General features: G+C 65.5%; 13 protein-coding genes. 5 read left to right on the forward strand and 8 right to left on the reverse strand.

The genetic code is table 11. The annotated features are described in order from the left end of the window. Positions 1–36: 36 nt before the first annotated feature. From ACVILL_RS25310 to ACVILL_RS25335, 6 genes are all read right to left on the reverse strand, one after another. Complete coding sequence (locus ACVILL_RS25310) at positions 37–741, reverse strand: ABC transporter ATP-binding protein (protein ID WP_456731517.1); 705 nt, start codon at positions 739–741, stop codon at positions 37–39. Then, positions 734–1,483: an ABC transporter ATP-binding protein gene (locus ACVILL_RS25315; RefSeq protein WP_456731518.1), complete on the reverse strand. Its 750-nt coding sequence runs from the start codon at positions 1,481–1,483 to the stop codon at positions 734–736. Before ACVILL_RS25315 ends, ACVILL_RS25310 begins: the two co-directional genes overlap by 8 nt. A 10-nt stretch (positions 1,484–1,493) precedes the next feature. Further along, entirely contained in the window at positions 1,494–2,480 is a 987-nt protein-coding gene (locus ACVILL_RS25320; protein WP_456731519.1) for a branched-chain amino acid ABC transporter permease, read from the reverse strand. Then, entirely contained in the window at positions 2,480–3,349 is an 870-nt protein-coding gene (locus tag ACVILL_RS25325; RefSeq protein WP_456731520.1) for a branched-chain amino acid ABC transporter permease, read from the reverse strand. The genes ACVILL_RS25320 and ACVILL_RS25325 overlap by 1 nt, the downstream gene beginning before the upstream one ends. Positions 3,350–3,365: 16 nt before the next feature. Continuing rightward, a complete protein-coding gene (locus ACVILL_RS25330; protein ID WP_456731521.1) occupies positions 3,366–4,619 on the reverse strand; it encodes an ABC transporter substrate-binding protein in 1,254 nt (417 codons plus the stop codon). 302 nt (positions 4,620–4,921) lie between these two features. Continuing rightward, the gene (locus ACVILL_RS25335; RefSeq protein WP_456731522.1) at positions 4,922–5,989 is read right to left on the reverse strand and encodes a glycosyltransferase family 4 protein; all 1,068 of its coding nucleotides are present in this window, start codon (positions 5,987–5,989) and stop codon (positions 4,922–4,924) included. Between the two features lie 317 nt (positions 5,990–6,306). Here ACVILL_RS25335 and ACVILL_RS25340 point away from each other — a divergent pair, with 317 nt between their 5' ends. From ACVILL_RS25340 to ACVILL_RS25360, 5 genes are all read left to right on the forward strand, one after another. Next, complete coding sequence (locus ACVILL_RS25340; protein WP_456731523.1) at positions 6,307–8,070, forward strand: ABC transporter ATP-binding protein; 1,764 nt, start codon at positions 6,307–6,309, stop codon at positions 8,068–8,070. A 91-nt stretch (positions 8,071–8,161) separates the two neighbouring features. Continuing rightward, the gene (locus tag ACVILL_RS25345; protein WP_456731524.1) at positions 8,162–10,363 is read left to right on the forward strand and encodes an amylo-alpha-1,6-glucosidase; all 2,202 of its coding nucleotides are present in this window, start codon (positions 8,162–8,164) and stop codon (positions 10,361–10,363) included. A 49-nt stretch (positions 10,364–10,412) separates the two neighbouring features. After that, positions 10,413–10,982 (forward strand): PRC-barrel domain-containing protein, encoded by a 570-nt coding sequence (locus ACVILL_RS25350; RefSeq protein ID WP_456731525.1) that lies wholly within the window; start codon positions 10,413–10,415, stop codon positions 10,980–10,982. 88 nt (positions 10,983–11,070) lie between these two features. Beyond that, positions 11,071–12,309, forward strand: coding sequence for an MFS transporter (locus tag ACVILL_RS25355; protein ID WP_456734359.1), 1,239 nt, complete (start codon positions 11,071–11,073; stop codon positions 12,307–12,309). A gap of 262 nt (positions 12,310–12,571) precedes the next feature. After that, complete coding sequence (locus ACVILL_RS25360; protein WP_456731526.1) at positions 12,572–14,191, forward strand: L,D-transpeptidase family protein; 1,620 nt, start codon at positions 12,572–12,574, stop codon at positions 14,189–14,191. Positions 14,192–14,284: 93 nt separating this feature from the next. On the opposite strand, the gene ACVILL_RS25365 is transcribed toward ACVILL_RS25360, so the two are convergent. Together ACVILL_RS25365 and glgA are read right to left on the reverse strand one after the other, a co-directional pair. Further along, positions 14,285–15,343, reverse strand: a complete 1,059-nt coding sequence (locus ACVILL_RS25365) for a class I SAM-dependent methyltransferase (protein WP_456731527.1) — start codon at positions 15,341–15,343, stop codon at positions 14,285–14,287. Between the two features lie 181 nt (positions 15,344–15,524). Then, on the reverse strand, positions 15,525–16,952 hold the full coding sequence (gene glgA, locus ACVILL_RS25370; RefSeq protein WP_456731528.1) for a glycogen synthase GlgA: 1,428 nt from the start codon (positions 16,950–16,952) through the stop codon (positions 15,525–15,527). Between the last annotated feature and the right edge of the window lie 112 nt (positions 16,953–17,064).

A 17,064-nucleotide genomic window follows, 5' to 3' on the forward strand; every position in this document is an offset into this window, starting at 1 on the left:
CGCTCGCAATGACGGCGAAGGCCACAAGCCGTTGTCTCATATCCCCAGATACGCCGCCTGCACCTGCTTGTTGTTGGCGAGCTCGGCGCTGGTGCCCTGCATGATCACGTTGCCGCTTTCCAGCACATAGGCGCGCTGCACCAGCGAGAGCGCGCGGCTGACATTCTGCTCGACCAGGAGGATCGCGGTGCCCATCTTGTGGATCTCGCCGATCTTCTCGAAGGTCACGTCGGTCATCACGGGGGCGAGGCCGAGCGAAGGCTCGTCCAGCATCAGCAGGCGGGGTTTGAGCATCAGGCCGCGGCCGACCGCGACCATCTGCTGCTCGCCGCCGCTCATGGTGCCGGCAAGCTGCTTCCTGCGGTCCGCGAGCCGCGGGAAGATGCTGTAGACCAGCTCCATGGTGCGCGCGCGATCCGCCTTGGCCTTCGGCACATAGGCGCCGATCTCGAGATTCTCCTGCACCGTCATTTCCGGGAACACCTGGCGGCCTTCCGGGACATGCGCGACGCCGAGCTCGGGGATCCGGTAGGGCGGCAGCATGGCGAGGTCGACGCCGTCGAACGTGACCTTGCCCGCGGACAGCTTGACGAGCCCGGAGACTGCGCGCAGCGTCGTGCTCTTGCCGGCGCCGTTGGCGCCCAGCAGGCCGACCGCTTCGCCCTCGCTAATGGAGATGCTGACATCGGTGATCGCAGGGACCGAGCCGTAGCTGGCGCTGACGCCGGAGAGCTCAAGCATGGGCGTCTCCCTGGGCCGGCGGATGCACGTAGGAGCCGAGATAGGCGCGGATCACTTCGGGGTTCTCCACAATCTCCTTCGGCGCGCCCTCGGCGATCTTCTGGCCGTGGTCGAGCACCACGATGTGACGGGCCACCGCCATGATCGCGCGCATCACATGCTCGACGATCACGATCGTCAGGCCGCTCGCCGAGAGCTTTTTCACCAGCGCAACCGCCTGGTCGATCTCGGCCGGGTTGAGCCCGGCCATCACCTCGTCGAGCAGCAGGATCTTCGGCTGCGTCGCCAGCGCGCGGGCCATCTCCAGCCGGCGCTGGTCGATCGTGGTGAGATCTTTCGCCGGGGTCTGCTCCTTGGCGCCGAGGCCGACGAACTCGATCGCCTCCAGCGCCTTGCTGCGGGCGGCGGCGACGTGCCGGTCGCGCAGGAAGGCGCCGGTCATCACATTGGCCAGCACCGTCATCGCGCCGAACGGTTTTGCCACCTGGAAGGTGCGGGCCATGCCGAGGGCGCAGACGTCGTGCGGCTTGAGCCCGACGACCTCGTGGCCGAAGGCGAGCACCGAGCCGGAATCCGGGCGATGAAATCCCGTGATCAAATGAAAGCTCGTGGTCTTGCCGGCGCCATTCGGCCCGATCAGCGCGACCGTCTCGTTCTCCTGCACCGTGAAGCTGACGTCCTGCACGGCGCGCAGGCCGCCGAAGCGCTTGCTGAGACCCTTGATGACCAGTGCTTCTGCCATCGCGACGACCTCAGGCGCGCGCCGGCTTGCGCCGGGCATAGCGGTGATAGAGGTCGGTCGCGAACCCGATCAGCCCGGTCGGCCGCCACAGGATCACGGCCATCAGGATCAGGCTGTAGACCGTGAGCTGGATGCCGCCCACCGAGCTGCCGAGCCAGCTCTGCAGCAGCGCCGACGTGGTCTCGAGCAGCACGGTGCCGATCACCGGGCCCCACAGCGTGCCGATGCCGCCGACGATCGACACCAGCGCCGCCTCGATCGAGACGTTGAAGCTGAACGCGGTCGCGGGATCGATGAAGTAGATGTACTGGGTGTAGAAGGTGCCGGCGAGCGCGGTCAGGAACGCGCTGATCATGTAGATGTCGCGCTTGATCTTCGGCGCGTTGACGCCGATCGCCTCGGCCGCGTCCTCGTCCTCGCCGATCGCGACAAGATAGTAGCCGATCCAGGATTTCTCGATGAGATGCGTGATCCACAGTCCGACGACGAGCAGCCCGAGCACGACGTAGTAATACGACGACTTCTCCTCGAACTGCATCATCAGCGGCGCGCTGCCGAGGTTCGGGATCGTGGTGCCTTCGGCGCCCCAGGCGAAATCGCGGAACTTGAGGAAGATCAGCATCAGCACCTGGGCGGTCGCGATCGTCGCGATGGTGAAATAGGGGCCGCGCAGGCGGAAGCAGAGCCAGCCGATCGGCAGGCTCGCGAGCATCGCCACCACGCCGCCCGCGATCATCCCGATCCAGGGCGAGATGCCGTAGTTCACCTGCATGATGGTCGAGGTGTAGGCGCCGAGCCCGAAATAGGCGGCGTGGCCGAGCGAGAGCTGCTTGGCATAGCCGCCCATCAGGTTCCAGGCGACGCCGATGAAGGAGAACAAGAGGATGCGGATGAAGATGTCGATCGCGAACGACGAGGTGACGAGCTGGGGCAGAGCGAGCATCACCACGGCCCCGATCGCGAGCCACAGCCGTTTCATATTGGTTGATGTCTGCATCAGCGGCCCCTCCTGGTACCAAGGCCGCTCGGCCTGAAGGCGAGCGTCAACAGCAGCAGCGCGAACACCACGATCAGGCCGGAATCGGCGCCGACGAACTGGATGCCGAGCGATTCCGCGATGCCCATCATCAGGCTCGCGACGAGCGCGCCCATCACGTTGCCGAGCGTGCCCATCACGACGGCGACGAACGCCATCAGCACGAACACCTGGCCGACGAACGGATAGGCCGAATAGAACGGCATCAAGAGCGAGCCGGCGGCGCCCGCCAGCGCCAGCGCGGTGCCGAACGCGACCGCGAACACGCGGTTCGGATTGATCCCCATCAGCATCGCGACATCGCGGTTCTGCGACGCCGCGCGCATGGCGCGGCCGAGATCGGTGGTGTGCAGGAATATCCAAAGCAGCCCGCTCAGCGCCATCGCGACCGCAAAGGCGATCAGTTTGGCCACCGGGATGTACAGCCCGCCGACGTGCCACGCCTCATCGGAATAGGAGGTGTGGACGGTGCGGTAATTGGCGCTGAACAGCATCAGCGAGAGATTGAGCAGCAACAGCGACAGCGCGAAGGTCAGGAAGATCTGCGGCATGTCGTTCGGGCCGAGCACCCTGCGGATCAGGAAGTGCTGGATCAGGACGCCGGCCACGAACAGCACCGGCATCGAGACCACCAGCGAGATCAGCGGATCGATGCCGAACTGGGTGGCGAGGAAGAACGAGATGTACATCCCGATCATCACGAACTCGCCCTGGGCGAAATTGACGATCTTGACCACGCCGAAGATCAGCGTGACGCCGATGCTGACGAGCGCGTAGATGCCGCCGATGAGCAGGCCGTTGATCACGGCCTGGGCCAGTGTCTCCCACATGCGATGCGACCGTGGTTCAGGTCTTCATCAGCGGGGCGCGGGCGTCTTCCTTGGGGAAGATGCTGGCGAGGTCGGCGTTCTGCCACTGCACGCCGACCGGGCGGCCATAGACGTTCTTGCCGTCGGGGCCGAACTTCACCTTGCCGCCCGGCGCCATCGCCGCATAGCCCGAGGAGACGTCGAGCGTCGACAGCGCTTCGCGCACCTTCTTGGGATCGGCGGAGGCGGCGCGTTCCAACGCGTCGGCCAGCATGAAGGTCTGCGCCACCAGGCCGCCGGCGTATTCGAACGCGAATTCGCCGGTGCGCTTCTTGAACTCGGCGTTGACCTTCTGCGCATCGTCGTTGACGTCATGGTTCCAGTGCGCGACGCCCTGCAGGCCCTCGGCCGCCTTGCCGACATTCTTGTAGAAGTCCGGCATCACGAAGCCGCCCGAGCCGCCATTGATCGCGATGTTGAGCCCGACCTGCTTCACCGTGCGCACGATCAGGATGAGGTCGTTGAGATAGGACAGCGAGAACAGCGTGTTGGCGCCGGAAGCCTTGACCTTGTTGATCAGCGGGCTCGCGTCGGTGAAGCCGGCCGAGTAGGGCTCGAACATCACGATCTCGACGCCTTCGCCGGGCGCGAGCTCCTTCAGCCCGTTCGAGGTCGAGGTGCCGAACGCGGTGTTCTCGAAGATGACGGCGATCTTGGCCTGTTCGCTGACCAGCTTCGCCATCTGCAACTGCGCCTTGGCGAATTGCGAAGCGCGCGCGAACGGCGTGAAGGTGTAGCTGCGTCCTTTGTTGAGCTGGTCGGAGCTCGATCCCGTGATGATCGGAACCCTGGCGCGCTCGCAGACCTCGCTCGCGATCAAGGTCAGCGCGCTGGCATAGCAGCCATGAATCGCCGACAGCTTGTTGCCGGTGATCAGACGGTCGGTCTCGGTGCGCGTCACCGTGGTGTCGCTCTGCACGTCGGAGACGATGAGGTTGAGCTTGGCGCCGCCGAGCGATTTGATGCCGCCGGCCTCGTTGACCATGTCGACCGCGAGCTTCGCCGCGGCCACACAGCCGGTGCCGATCTGCGCCATGCTGCCGGTGGTCGGATAGAGCGCGCCGATGTTGATCGGATCGGCAGCCCAGCCGCGCAGCGGGACGGCGCCGAACGCACCCGCCGCGAGCGCGCCGCCGGCTTTGACCAGGAATTTGCGGCGGTTCAGCTCTTTCTGTGAGGCTTTGATCGGCGCGGCATTATTAATGGCCGATGGCTTGCGATCCCCTGTCATGGCGTTCCCCCTGCGCGACCACGGCACGGTTGCTCCGCCCGCTCGCTTATTATTTTTTGCTCAAGTGCGGCGCATAAGAGCACGTAATTAGCCAATCGCAAAGGCGATATCGGCCGCGCTCACGGGGAAACGTGTGACGACGGGTGCGTCGCAGCAATCGCGCGACGCGCGCATGTGAGCAGCTTCGCTGCGTGGGTGTTGCCGCCGGAGATGACGGTATTATTGACAATCGAATGACCCGACGGACCGGCACTGATAGCGCCGGCCGGCCCGCCGGATCATTCGATCGGCCGCTGCAACGGCTACTCCGCGCTCGCTACCAGCTTGAAGCGCGGCTCGGCTTCCATCAGGCTGCGATAGGCGGCCAGATAGTCGAGCGCCATCCGCCGCGCGGTGAAGCGGGTCTCGAACCGCTGGCGGATCGCGTCGCGATTGAGCGTCGCGAGCCGGCCGACGGAGGAGACCGCGCTGATCTCGTCCTCGACGATGAAGCCGGTCAGGCCATGCTCGATGATCTCGGGCACCGAGCCGCGGTTATAGGCGATGACAGGCGTGCCGCAGGCCATCGCTTCGATCATCACAAGGCCGAACGGCTCCGGCCAATCGATCGGAACCAGGAGCCCGATCGCGCCGCTGAGAAAATCCGGCTTCTCGCGGTCGCTGATCTCGCCGATGAACTCGACCAGCGGATTGCTGGTGATCAGCGGCTTGATCAACTCATCGTAATATTCCTGGTCGGCGCGGTCGACCTTGGCTGCGATCTTCAGCGGAATGCCGCAGCGGGTTGCGATCTTGATCGCGCGATCGACGCCTTTCTCCGGCGCGATGCGCCCGAGCACGGCGAGATAGGATTGCTTGGCCGGTTGCGGCGTCAGCAAATTCTCCGGCAGGCCGTGATGGATGGTGCGCACCCAGTTCGCCTGCGGCACCGGCCGGCGCTGTGCATTGGAGATCGAGATCACCGGAATCTTGGAGAAGGTGTCGAAGACCGGCTGGTGCTCCGGCAGGTCGAGCCGTCCGTGCAGCGTGGTGACGAACGGCGTCGGCTGCCGCGCGAACAGTGACCATGGATAATAGTCGAGATGACAGTGCAGGAAATCGAACTCCTCGTCGTCGGCCTTCTGCCGAACGCGTTCCAGCATCACCATATGCAGCGCATTGGGATCGCGGACGGAGCCATCGAGGCGCAGTGCCTTCGGCCAGGTTGCATCGAGCTTCGCGGAGGTCTGTGAATCGCCGCTGGCGAACAACGTTACGTCATGTCCAAGTGTTACAAGTTCTTCGGTCAGCCAGTGCACGACCCGTTCGGTGCCGCCGTAGAGCTTCGGGGGAACAGCCTCTGTCAGCGGGGCAACCTGCGCGATGCGCATCTCTCCGTCTCCTGTTTGTAAGGTGAGTAAAAGTCAGACCCTCAGCCCTCTGATGGCATCAACATGCCGAAGACGGGAACGTTCTCGCACGTGCGAGGTTCCTTATGGGTGGGAGATCTGCCGCTTCTTTCTTCCATCACACTGTGGTCTTGGTGATGCCATCACGCTCCAACACGCTTTTGCCGACGCCAGCGTTGCAAAATTGTTGCGCAGTAATGGCTGCACCGAGGAATCCCACCGCCGCCCTTCACGTCATCGTGCACGAGAGCTTCGACTAAAATTTTCTCGTTCACCTTCAACAGGTTTTGCAGGACGTCATGGATCATCTGTCAGGATATGCGCACCGCCCCTTTCCCTTCGTGCTGCGCTATCTCCGCCGGCGGCTTCCGTCGCACATTGTGATCTTGTCGGCCGTTGTTGCCGCGGTTGCCTGCTCGGTGGGCACGCAATATGGCGTCAAGAATCTGGTCGACGCCTTGTCAGCCGGACCGTCAGCTGCGAATGGCGTATGGCTGGCATTCGCTCTGCTCATGTCGCTGATCGCGGCCGACAACTTCCTGTGGCGGATCGCGAGCTGGACCGCGAGTTACACCTTTGTCAGCGTCACCGGCGACCTTCGCCGCGACATGTTCCGCCATCTCACCGGTCATGCGCCGAGTTATTTCACGGACCGGCTGCCGGGCATGCTGACCAGCCGGATCACGGCCACGTCGAACGCGGTGTTCACGGTCGAGAACATGTTCGTATGGAACGTGTTGCCGCCATGCATCGCCACCTTCGCGGCGATCGCCCTGGTTGGAACCGTCAGCGTGACAATGTCAGCAGTGCTGATCCTGATCGCGGGAACCATGGTGGTGGCCATGTTCCGCATAGCCGCCGCCGGCCGGCCGCTGCATGACGATTTCGCCAACCGGGCGGCCGCCGTGGACGGCGAAATGGTCGACGTGATCAACAACCTGCCGCTCGTGCGCGCGTTCTGCGGCCTCGGCTACGAGCACGAACGCTTCGACGCGACCGTCAACCGGGAACTCGTCGCCCGCGGCCGTTCCCTGCGCTATCTCGAAAAGCTCCGTTTCATTCACGCCGGCGTGACCGTGCTCCTGACGATCGCGATGCTGGCCTGGGCCCTCAGCCTCTGGCAGCAGGGCGCGGCGACCACCGGCGACGTCGTGCTGGTCTGTACGCTCGGCATCTCGATCCTTTCTGCTACCCGCGATCTCGCCGTTGCGCTGGTCGACGTCACCCAGCATGTCGCCCGGCTCACCGAGGCGCTGGCGACACTGCTGCAGCCTCACGAACTGAAGGACCATCCGGAAGCCGAAGCGCTGGTGAAGAGCGGCGCGGCGATCGCCTTCAACAATGTCTCGTTCCGCTACCCCGGTGGCTTGCAGGTGTTCGAGCGCTTCAGCCTGCGCATCCAGCCTGGCCAGCGGGTCGGCCTGGTCGGCCAGTCCGGCGGCGGCAAGTCAACACTGTTTACCCTTCTGCAGCGCTTCTACGACGTCGAGCAGGGCAACATCACGGTCGACGGCCAGGACATCTCGCGCGTCACCCAGCAGAGCCTGCGTGCGGCGATCTCGGTGGTTCCGCAGGATATCTCGCTGTTCCACCGCTCGATCCTGGAGAACATCCGCTACGGCCGGCCGGACGCCACCGACGACGAGGTGCTGCGGGCGGCGATCGCTGCGCGCTGCGACTTCATCGAAACCTTGCCCGAGGGCATGAACACCATTGTCGGCGATCGCGGCGTCAAGGTCTCCGGCGGCCAGCGCCAGCGCATTGCGATCGCGCGCGCGTTCCTGAAGGACGCGCCGATCCTGCTGCTCGACGAGGCCACCGCGGCGCTCGATGCGGAATCCGAGGAGGCGATCCGCGAGGCGTTGTCCCGGCTGATGCGCGGGCGTACGGTGGTGGCGATCGCGCATCGCCTTGCGACGCTGCGCAGCTTCGACCGCGTGGTCGTGCTGCAGGGCGGCCGGATCGTCGAGGACGGTCCGCCCGATATCCTGGTGAAGGGAAGGGGCCCCTACCGCGACCTCGTGGCGCGCGAAATGGGCCGCCTCTCCACCAGCGCGGCCTGACCCCGCGTCATCAAGCGTGTTATTGCGTTCCGGTGCGTTTGTTCGGGCCGAGAGTCGAGATTTGAGCTAGGCAAGGTCGCCAGAGGTTCAGATGGCAGCTGACGTCGTTACGCAGATCATCACTGCTCGCATCACTGAGCACGTCGCCGAATCGCCGTTCTACATTCCGATGACCGGGCCCGCGGCCCGGCCGCGGCGCTCGCTCAAGCATGACGACACCTTCATCGTGCTCGACAGCCATGGCGATATCGGCGCCTCGGCCGGCGGGCCGGACGGCCTGTTCAACGCCGACACGCGCTACCTGGCGCGGCTGGAAATGGTGCTGGAGGACGTGCAGCCGCTGCTGCTCGGCTCCAACATGCGCGACGACAATTCGGCACTGACGGTCGATCTCACCAATTCCGATGTCTATCGCGACGGCCGCCTGACGCTGCAGAAGGATACGCTGCACATCGTGCGCTCGATCTTCCTGTGGCGCGGCACGGCCTATCAGCGCATCGGCCTGCAGAACCACGGCGATCATGCCGCGAGCTTCGATCTCACGCTGCTGTTCGACAATGATTTCGCCGATCTGTTCGAGGTGCGCGGCGAGCGCCGGCCGCGGCGCGGCATCGGCTCGAGCAAGCTATTGGGCCCGACCGACGTCGTGCTGGAATATTGCGGTCTCGACGAGCAGGCGCGGATCACCGCACTGCATTTCGATCCGCGGCCGACGCGGCTGTCGGTCAACGCGGCGACCTACCATTTCGACCTCGAGCCGGCGCAGGTGACGTCGCTGTTCGTCGCGGTCTCCTGCAACAAGCCGATCATGCAGAAGCCGGTGCCGTTCTTCCGCGGGCTGCTGGCGCATCGCCGCGAGATGCGGAATTCGTCGGCCGGCGCAGCCACTATCGAGACCTCGAACAACATCTTCAACGAGGTGCTGTGCCAGGCGATGGCCGACCTCAACATGCTGATGACCGAGACGCCGCAGGGCCGTTACCCCTATGCCGGCATTCCCTGGTACTCGACGACATTCGGCCGCGACGGGCTGATCACCGCGTTGCAGATGCTGTGGGTCGATCCGCGGATCGCCAAGGGCGTGCTGAAGCGGCTTGCTCTGTTCCAGGCCAAGGCGGTCGATCCGCTGGCCGATGCCGCGCCGGGCAAGATCCTGCACGAGATGCGCGGCGGCGAGATGGCAGCGCTCCGCGAGGTGCCGTTCGCGCATTATTACGGCAGCGTCGATTCGACCCCGCTGTTCGTGCTGCTCGCCGGGCTCTATCTGGAGCGCACCGGCGACATCGAGACGCTGCGCGAGCTGTGGCCCGCGGTCGAGGCCGGATTGCAATGGATCGACGGCCCGGGCGATCCCGACCGCGACGGTTTCATCGAATATCAGCGCGCGACCGACGAAGGCCTCCGGAACCAGGGCTGGAAGGACTCCTTCGATGCCATCTTCCATGCCGACGGCAGGCTCGCCGAGGGCAACATTGCGCTGGCCGAAGTGCAGGGCTATGTATTCGCCGGCAAGCGGCTCGCCGCGCTGGCGGCGCGCCAGCTTGGCTTTGCGGACAAGGCTGCGAAGCTCGAGGCCGAGGCCGAGCGGCTGCGCGCGCGGTTCGAGGAGGCGTTCTGGTGCGAGGAGCTCGGCACCTATGCGGTCGCGCTCGACGGCGCCAAGCAGCCGTGCAGGGTGCGCACGTCGAATGCCGGACAGACCTTGTTTTCCGGCATGGTGCGGCAGGACCGCGCGCAACGGGTTGCCGTCGATCTGATGAGCCAGAAATTCTTCTCGGGCTGGGGCATCCGCACCGTCGCCGTGGGCGAGGTGCGCTACAATCCGATGTCCTATCACGACGGCTCGGTCTGGCCGCATGACAATGCGCTGATCGCACTCGGATTTGCCCGTTACGGCTTCAAACATTCGGTCGCGCATCTGTTCAAGGGGCTGTTCGACGCCGCAAGCTATATGGAGTTGCGGCGGCTGCCCGAGCTGTTCTGTGGCTTCCGTCGCGAACGCCGGCGCGGCCCGGTGCTTTATCCCGTGGCCTGCGCGCCGCAGGCCTGGGCCAGCGCGACGCCGTTCACGCTGCTGGAGGCGGCGCTCGGCCTTGAATTCGACACCGGGCGCGGCGAGATCCGGCTGCGCGATCCGTGCCTGCCGGAATTCCTCAGCGACGTGGTGCTGCGTGATCTCAGGCTCGGCGCGTCCAGCGTCGATCTGCGGCTGCGCCGTCACGGCGACGAGGTGTCGCTCGAAGTGTTGCGCACGCGCGGCCAGATCCAGGTGTCGATCGTGCTGACGCATTGAGCCTCGTCGCGCGGCGTGCGCGCGTCAAGGAAATCGTGGGGAGAGTAACATGCGTCCGAGGGTCATGGTCATACTGGTCGCAGCGGCGCTGCTGACATGCGCTGGTGTCCGTGCTGCCGACGACGCATCACCGACGCCGGCACCATCGCCTTCACCGGCAGCGCAGGCACCGCCAGCAGCTCAGGCGCCGCCAGCAGCTCAAGCGCCGCCAGCAGCCGCTGCAGCGCCGAAGGAGCAGGCCAAGGAATCGTCCAAGGAGCCGTCGCCACCGCCATCGGTGACCGTGATCGGCGCGCGCGACGCGCACGGCATCCTCGGGCGCGATGTGCGCAGCTCGGCCAACGAGGACATGGGCCGCATCGTCGACGTCATCGTCGATCGCGACGGCAAGGTCCGCGCCGCCGTGATCGATTTCGGCGGGTTTCTCGGCGTCGGCAGCCGCAAGATCGTGGTCGACTGGAACGCGCTGCGTTTCGCCGGCGTTTCCAGCAAGAGCGACAGCATCACGCTGGATCTGAACAAGCAGCAGGTGAGCGCTGCGCCGGAATACAAGGAAGATACACCGCTGATCGTGCTGGGCGCGGCCGGCAATCTCCATCCATGGGATTATGAACATTAGGGGGCTAAAGCTGGTCGCGCGTCCGAACTCTTCTTTGGAGACGGTTGGCGACGATCGTGGCGAGCGATCAGCCGGCAGCACCAATGTTGTGCCGCTCGTGCCCGATCAACCCAGTCCCGAGCCGCCGCGCGGGCCGTCGCGCGAAAGTCAGCGCGGGCTCGACTGGTTCATCTTCTTCCTGGCCGACGTGCAGACCGGCTTCGGCCCGTTCATCGCGGTCTATCTGACGACGCAGAAATGGACCCAGGTGGAGATCGGTTTCGTGCTCTCGATCGGCGGCATCATCGGCCTGCTGGGCCAGATGCCGGGCGGTGCGATCGTCGATGCGGCGCGCTCGGAGCGGGTCGTCGCCGGCTGCGCAGTCGCGGCCATCGGCGCCAGCGCGCTGGCCTACGCGCTCTGGCCGATCTTGCCCGTGGTCACGCTCGCCGCGATACTGCACGCGCTCGCAAGCTGCGTGCTGGGACCTGCGATCGCCGCGATCAGCCTCGGCCTGGTCGGGCCGCTCGCGATCGGCGAGCGGCTCGGCCGCAATGCGCGCTTCGCCTCGCTCGGTAGCGGCTCGGCCGCGGCGCTGATGGGCGCCTGCGGCTACCTGTTGTCGAGCCGCGCGGTGTTCCTCGTCACCTTCATCCTGGCGATCCCGACGCTGTTGGCGCTGGCGCGGATCCGCGAGCGCGAGATCGACATCGCGCAGGCCCATGGCGCAGTGAAGCGCGAGGTGCCCGACAAGAAGGCGACCAGCGTCCTCGGCCTGGTGCGGAAGCGCACGCTTCTGATCTTTGCCGGCGCGATGATGCTGTTCCAACTCGCCAATGCCGCGATGCTGCCGCTGATGGCGGGCGTGGTCACGGTACGGTCGAGCCAATGGGCGCCCGTCTTGATCGCGGCCTGCATCATCGTGCCGCAGGCGATCGTCGCGTTGTCCTCGCCGTCGGTCGGCCGCAAGGCCCAGACCTGGGGCCGCCGGCCGCTGCTGCTGATCGCCTTCGCCGCGCTGATGATCCGCGGCCTGTTGTTCGCAACGGTGCGGGATCCCTATCTGCTGGTCGCGGTGCAGGTCTTCGACGGCGTCACCGCGGCGATCTTCAGCGTGATGGTGCCGCTGATCGTGGCCGACGTCGCGTTCGGCAGCGGCCATTTCAATCTGGCGCAGGGCATCGTCGGCACCGCCGTCGGCATCGGCGCGTCGCTCAGCACGGTGCTGGCCGGCTATGTCAGCGACAAGCTCGGCAGCAGCACCGCCTTCATGGGCCTCGCCGGCGTTGCCGCATTCGGGCTGTTCGTGATCTGGCTGGTGATGCCTGAGACGCGGCGGACGGCATGACGGCGAGGCTGCAGCACCGTTGGCGACCGCCTGCCGGGCCAGGGTTTCGGCGGCTTTGGGCCGGTTTTCGCTGCGCTGCACCCTTTCTCCTGCATGCGCCGTCATATATGAGTGAATATATGAGTGATTTGCTGCTGGAACGAGCGGATGTTCCCCGGGAAGGGATGTACGGCGTGGAGCGGTGGCGGCGATTAATCAATCCAAAATCGCGATCTGGTAGTTATCGGCGTAGCGCGGGCTGGCATTTCGACCGAGGAATGGCATGAGAAATCGAACAACGACGGCGCAATCCACCGGAGCGATGCGGCGTTGGGGGCATCCCGCCTTTGTGACTTTCGCAGCGATGGTCACATTCGCGCCGCTGACCGGCGGTGTCGCGGCGAAACAGCAGCGTCCCGCGGCAACCGTCGAGGCGACCGCGCCGCGTGCGGCGGGCGAGCCGATCATGGCGATCGTGTCGATCAGCGCCCAGAAGGTGACCTTCTACGACGCCGACGGCTGGATCTACCGCGCGCCGGTGTCGAGCGGCATCAAGGGACGTGAGACGCCGGCCGGCGTCTTTGCGCTGGTCGAGAAGGACAAGGACCATCACTCGACCATGTACGACGATGCCTGGATGCCGAACATGCAGCGGATCACCTGGAACGGCGTCGCGCTGCATGGTGGCCCGCTGCCGGGATATGCAGCGTCGCACGGCTGCGTGCGGATGCCTTATGACTTTGCCGAGAAGCTGTTCGACAAGACGCGAATCGGGATGCGGGTGATCATCGCGCCGAACGACGCGGCTCCGGTCGATTTCACCCATCCGGCGCTGTTCGTGCCGAACGCCAAGGCCATCGCGGATGCACCGGCGCGCGCCGAAAAGCTCACGCGCGAGGCCGCGGATGCCGCCAAGGTCGCCGACGAGGCGAAGAAGGCTTCCGCAGCCGCGACCAAGGAAGCGGCACAGTTCACGCCGGCGTCGCTGCGCAAGCTGCAGCAGATCAAGATCCGTGCCGACGCCGAGGTGGCGTTCGCCGACAAGACGCTCGCCAATGCCAAGACCGACCAGGCCAAGGCGCGCGCCGAGGATCTCAAGCAGAAGGCTGCGGCCAAGGCCGCGCAAGCGACCACGCAATACGAGGCTGCCCAGGGCGACGCCAAGCCGAAGCTCGATGCCGCAGCGGCGGCAAAGGATGCCGCCAAGGCGGCCGAGACCAACAAGGCCGATACCCAGAAGGCGGCGACCGAGGCGAAGCTCGCGCTCGAGCCGGTCTCGGTCTACATCAGCCGCGCGACGCAGAAGCTTTACGTTCGGCGCAACACCCACAAGCCATGGGCTGATGGCGGCGAGGTGTTCGATTCGAGCATCGAGGTTCCCGTCACCATCCGCGATCCGGACAAGCCGATTGGCACGCATATCTACACGGCGATGGCGCGCAAGGACACCGGCCTGCGCTGGACCGAGGTGACGATCGACGACGGCGATAACGCCAAGGACGCGCTCGACCGTGTCACCATCCCGCAGGATGTGCTGGATCGCATCGCGCCGACCGTCGCGCCGCGCTCGTCGATCATCATCTCGGACGAGCCGCTGAGTGCCGAGACCAACTATCGTACCGAGTTCGTCGCCGTGCTGAGCAACCAGCCCCAGGGTGGTTTCATCACGCGCAAGCCGACCCGGCCCATGATGAACGACGACATGGTTGCGAGCGGGGACGACGGTTTCGGCTTCTTCTCGCAGCGCAGCTGGAATCCCCAGTCGGGCACCCAATACGGCTATCCCCAATACGGCAACCCCCAGGGGCCGACCCAGTACGGCACTCCGTATTACGGCAATCCGCAAGCCGCCAATCCGCGCCGGCGCGGCGGCCAGTACTATTGGCAATCGCAGGATTGGTAGGGCGCCGGCGGCTTAGCCGCCGGTGGAATCACCGACCAGCACCACAGACCATTGGACGGCGGCGCGAGGCCGCCGTCCAATCGCGTAACCCTGTTACGGGCGAGCTTCCAGGATCAGGTTGAACGGTGTTTCCGCGGCACGGCGGAACCGCGAGAAGCCGCCCTGGCGCGCCACTTCGCGAAGCCTGGTCTCGCCAGCCTGTGCGCCGAGCGCGAGCCCGACCTCCTGGTCCAGCGAGGCGGGCGTACAGATCATCGTCGAGGCGGCGTAGTAGACGCGGCCGACCGGATTGAGGTTGTCCTCCAGCAGGTCGTTGGCGAACGGCTCGATCAGCAGGCAGGTGCCGTCGTCGGCGAGGGTGGAGCGGGTGTGCTTGAGGGCGCCGACCGGGTCGCCCATGTCGTGCAGGCAATCGAAGAAGCACACCAGGTCATACTTGTTGGCAGGGAAGTCCTTGGCGGAGTGCGTCTGGAAATGGACGCGGTCTGACAATCCCGCCTCCCGCGCGGACATCCGCGCCGTCTGGATCGAGCCGTCGTGATAGTCGAAGCCGTAGAAGGTCGATTTCGGAAATGCCTCCGCCATCAACCGCGTCGAGACGCCATGCCCGCAGCCGACATCGGCGACGACGGCACCCTTCTTCAGCTTGTCGACGACACCCTCGAGCGCCGGCAGCCATTCCTGGACCAGATAATGCTTGTAGCTGGTGCGGAAGAAGCGAGCGGTGCCGCAGAACAGACACTCGCTGCGCTTGTTCCAGCCGACGCCCTTGCCGGTCTTGAACGCGTCGGTGATTTTCGGCTCGTCGAGGAAGGTCGCACCGACCAGGCTTCCGACCGCGCCGAGGAAGACCGGGCTTTCTTCGTCGGCGAGCGCCAGCGCCTGCTCGGGCAGCATCGAGAACTTGCCGGACTTGCTGTCATATTCGACGTAGCCGGAGGCGGCTTGGGCCGAGAGCCATTCCTGAACGTAACGGCCGGCTGTTCCCGTTGCCTTGGCAAGGGCCGCCGCGTCCATCGGTCCTTGCTGCGCGAGAGCTCTGTAGAGCCCAAGCTTGTCTCCCAGCAGCATCAGCGAGGCGTTCATCGCCGCGCCGACATCGCCGATCATCTTTCCCATGAATGAATTGAGGCGTTCCTCGTTGACGTCCATGATGTTTCTCCATCGCAATCGCGTTTGGCCAAAAGTCCATCATTCGCAATTTCACGCATGCGTCGTCGTCCCCTCGTGGGGCGACGTGATCGCATGAAAGGTTCGGCGCAATGACCCGATTGTTACCGGTCCGCTGGGATCCCAGGGCGGTCGGGCTTCACAAGCCGGCGAGGCAGGCGGCCTAAGCCGCCGCCCGCCGCATGACGAGCCGCTTGTAGAGTGCGCTGTAGCAGGCGGCCGACAGGTCCCAGCTGTAGGACTTGGCCATGGCGCTGGCGCGCATGGCGTTGAGGCGATCCTTGGCGCGGTAGGCAGCGAACGCGCGCCTGACGCCGCCGAGGAAGGATTCCGCCGACGGCTGCGCGAACAGGAAGCCGGTCTCGCCGTCGGCGATGGTCTCCGCAAGGCCGCCGGTCTGGTGGCCGATCGGCAGCGAGCCGAAGCGCTGCGCATACATCTGGCTGAGGCCGCAAGGCTCGAAGCGCGACGGCATCAGGGTGAAATCGCTGCCGGCGAAGATTCGGCGCGCCTGCGCGTCATTGAACCCGATGATGACGCCGATCGCGTCGGGCCGGCGCCGGTGCGCGGCCACCAGCGCATCCTCGATCGCGGGCTCGCCGCTGCCGGTGACGACGATCTGTCCGCCGTCCCTGATGATCTCGTCGGCGGCCGACAGCACGAGGTCGACGCCCTTCTGATGCACCAGCCGCGCGACCAGGCCGAAGATCGGTCCCCGCGAGACCGCAAGCCCGAATTGGCGGCGGACATAGTCGGCATTGGCCTGCTTGCCCTTCCAGTCGCCGGCGCCGAACGGCTGCGCGAGCTGCGCGCAATGGCGCGGGTCCCAGCTCTCGTCGATGCCGTTGAGGATGCCGGTCAGCTGGTCGGCGTCGGAGCGCGCACGGAGCAGGCCCTCCAGCCCGCAGCCGAGCTCCGCGGTCGTGATCTCCTTCGCATAGGTCGCGCTGACCGTGGTCAGATGCGAGGCGTAGACCAGGCCGCCTTTGAGGAAGGACAGCTTGTCGTAGAACTCCAGCCCGTCGATGTGGAATGAGCTTTCCGGTGCGCCGATCCGCCGCAGCGAGTCCCGCGGAAACAGGCCCTGATAGGCGAGATTGTGGATGGTCAGGATCGACGGAATCCGTAGCTGACGCCATGCGAGGTAGGCGGGTGTGAGCGCGGCCTGCCAGTCATTGGCGTGAACGAGGTCCGCTGCCCAATTCTTGTCCAGCGTTCCGGCTGCAAGTTCGGCAGCGGCGGAGGCAAAACGCCCGAAGCGGATGTCGTTGTCGGGCCAGTCGCGGCCGGACTCATCGCCATAGGGATTGCCCGGCCGGTCGTAGAGTTGCGGACACAGCAGCACGTAGACCGGCAGCCCGTCCCTGGTCGATGCGCGTCCCAGCGTGCAGGCCGGCATCTCGGCAAGCGCTGCGCATTGTCCAACGATCTCAATATGCGCGAACTGCTCGACCACGTCCCGGTAACCGGGAAGCATGATCCTGACGTCGCTCCAGGGGCGGAGCGCCCGGGGGAGTGCAGCGGAAACGGCGCCGAGCCCGCCCACGCGGACGAAATCGTCCATCTCCGTCGTGACGAATAAGACCTTCAACAAGCGCCCTCGTTCCAGCCCGTGACAAGGCTATGCAAGATCGGGTCCAATCTGCCTTTGAGTAAAATGCAAGACCGCCCGCGGCCTCGGTCTGGACGAGACGCTTTCCTGT

Source organism: Bradyrhizobium sp. USDA 3364, from assembly GCF_054056355.1.

Excerpts from the sequence above, each read along its gene's own strand:
- ACVILL_RS25310 (WP_456731517.1), bottom strand. The coding sequence starts at position 741 with ATGCTTGAGCTCTCCGGCGTCAGCGCCAGCTACGGCTCGGTCCCTGCG.
- ACVILL_RS25315 (WP_456731518.1), bottom strand. The coding sequence starts at position 1,483 with ATGGCAGAAGCACTGGTCATCAAGGGTCTCAGCAAGCGCTTCGGCGGC.
- ACVILL_RS25320 (WP_456731519.1), bottom strand. The coding sequence starts at position 2,480 with ATGCAGACATCAACCAATATGAAACGGCTGTGGCTCGCGATCGGGGCC.
- ACVILL_RS25325 (WP_456731520.1), bottom strand. The coding sequence starts at position 3,349 with ATGTGGGAGACACTGGCCCAGGCCGTGATCAACGGCCTGCTCATCGGC.
- ACVILL_RS25330 (WP_456731521.1), bottom strand. The coding sequence starts at position 4,619 with ATGACAGGGGATCGCAAGCCATCGGCCATTAATAATGCCGCGCCGATC.
- ACVILL_RS25335 (WP_456731522.1), bottom strand. The coding sequence starts at position 5,989 with ATGCGCATCGCGCAGGTTGCCCCGCTGACAGAGGCTGTTCCCCCGAAG.
- ACVILL_RS25340 (WP_456731523.1), top strand. The coding sequence starts at position 6,307 with ATGGATCATCTGTCAGGATATGCGCACCGCCCCTTTCCCTTCGTGCTG.
- ACVILL_RS25345 (WP_456731524.1), top strand. The coding sequence starts at position 8,162 with ATGGCAGCTGACGTCGTTACGCAGATCATCACTGCTCGCATCACTGAG.
- ACVILL_RS25350 (WP_456731525.1), top strand. The coding sequence starts at position 10,413 with ATGCGTCCGAGGGTCATGGTCATACTGGTCGCAGCGGCGCTGCTGACA.
- ACVILL_RS25360 (WP_456731526.1), top strand. The coding sequence starts at position 12,572 with ATGAGAAATCGAACAACGACGGCGCAATCCACCGGAGCGATGCGGCGT.
- ACVILL_RS25365 (WP_456731527.1), bottom strand. The coding sequence starts at position 15,343 with ATGGACGTCAACGAGGAACGCCTCAATTCATTCATGGGAAAGATGATC.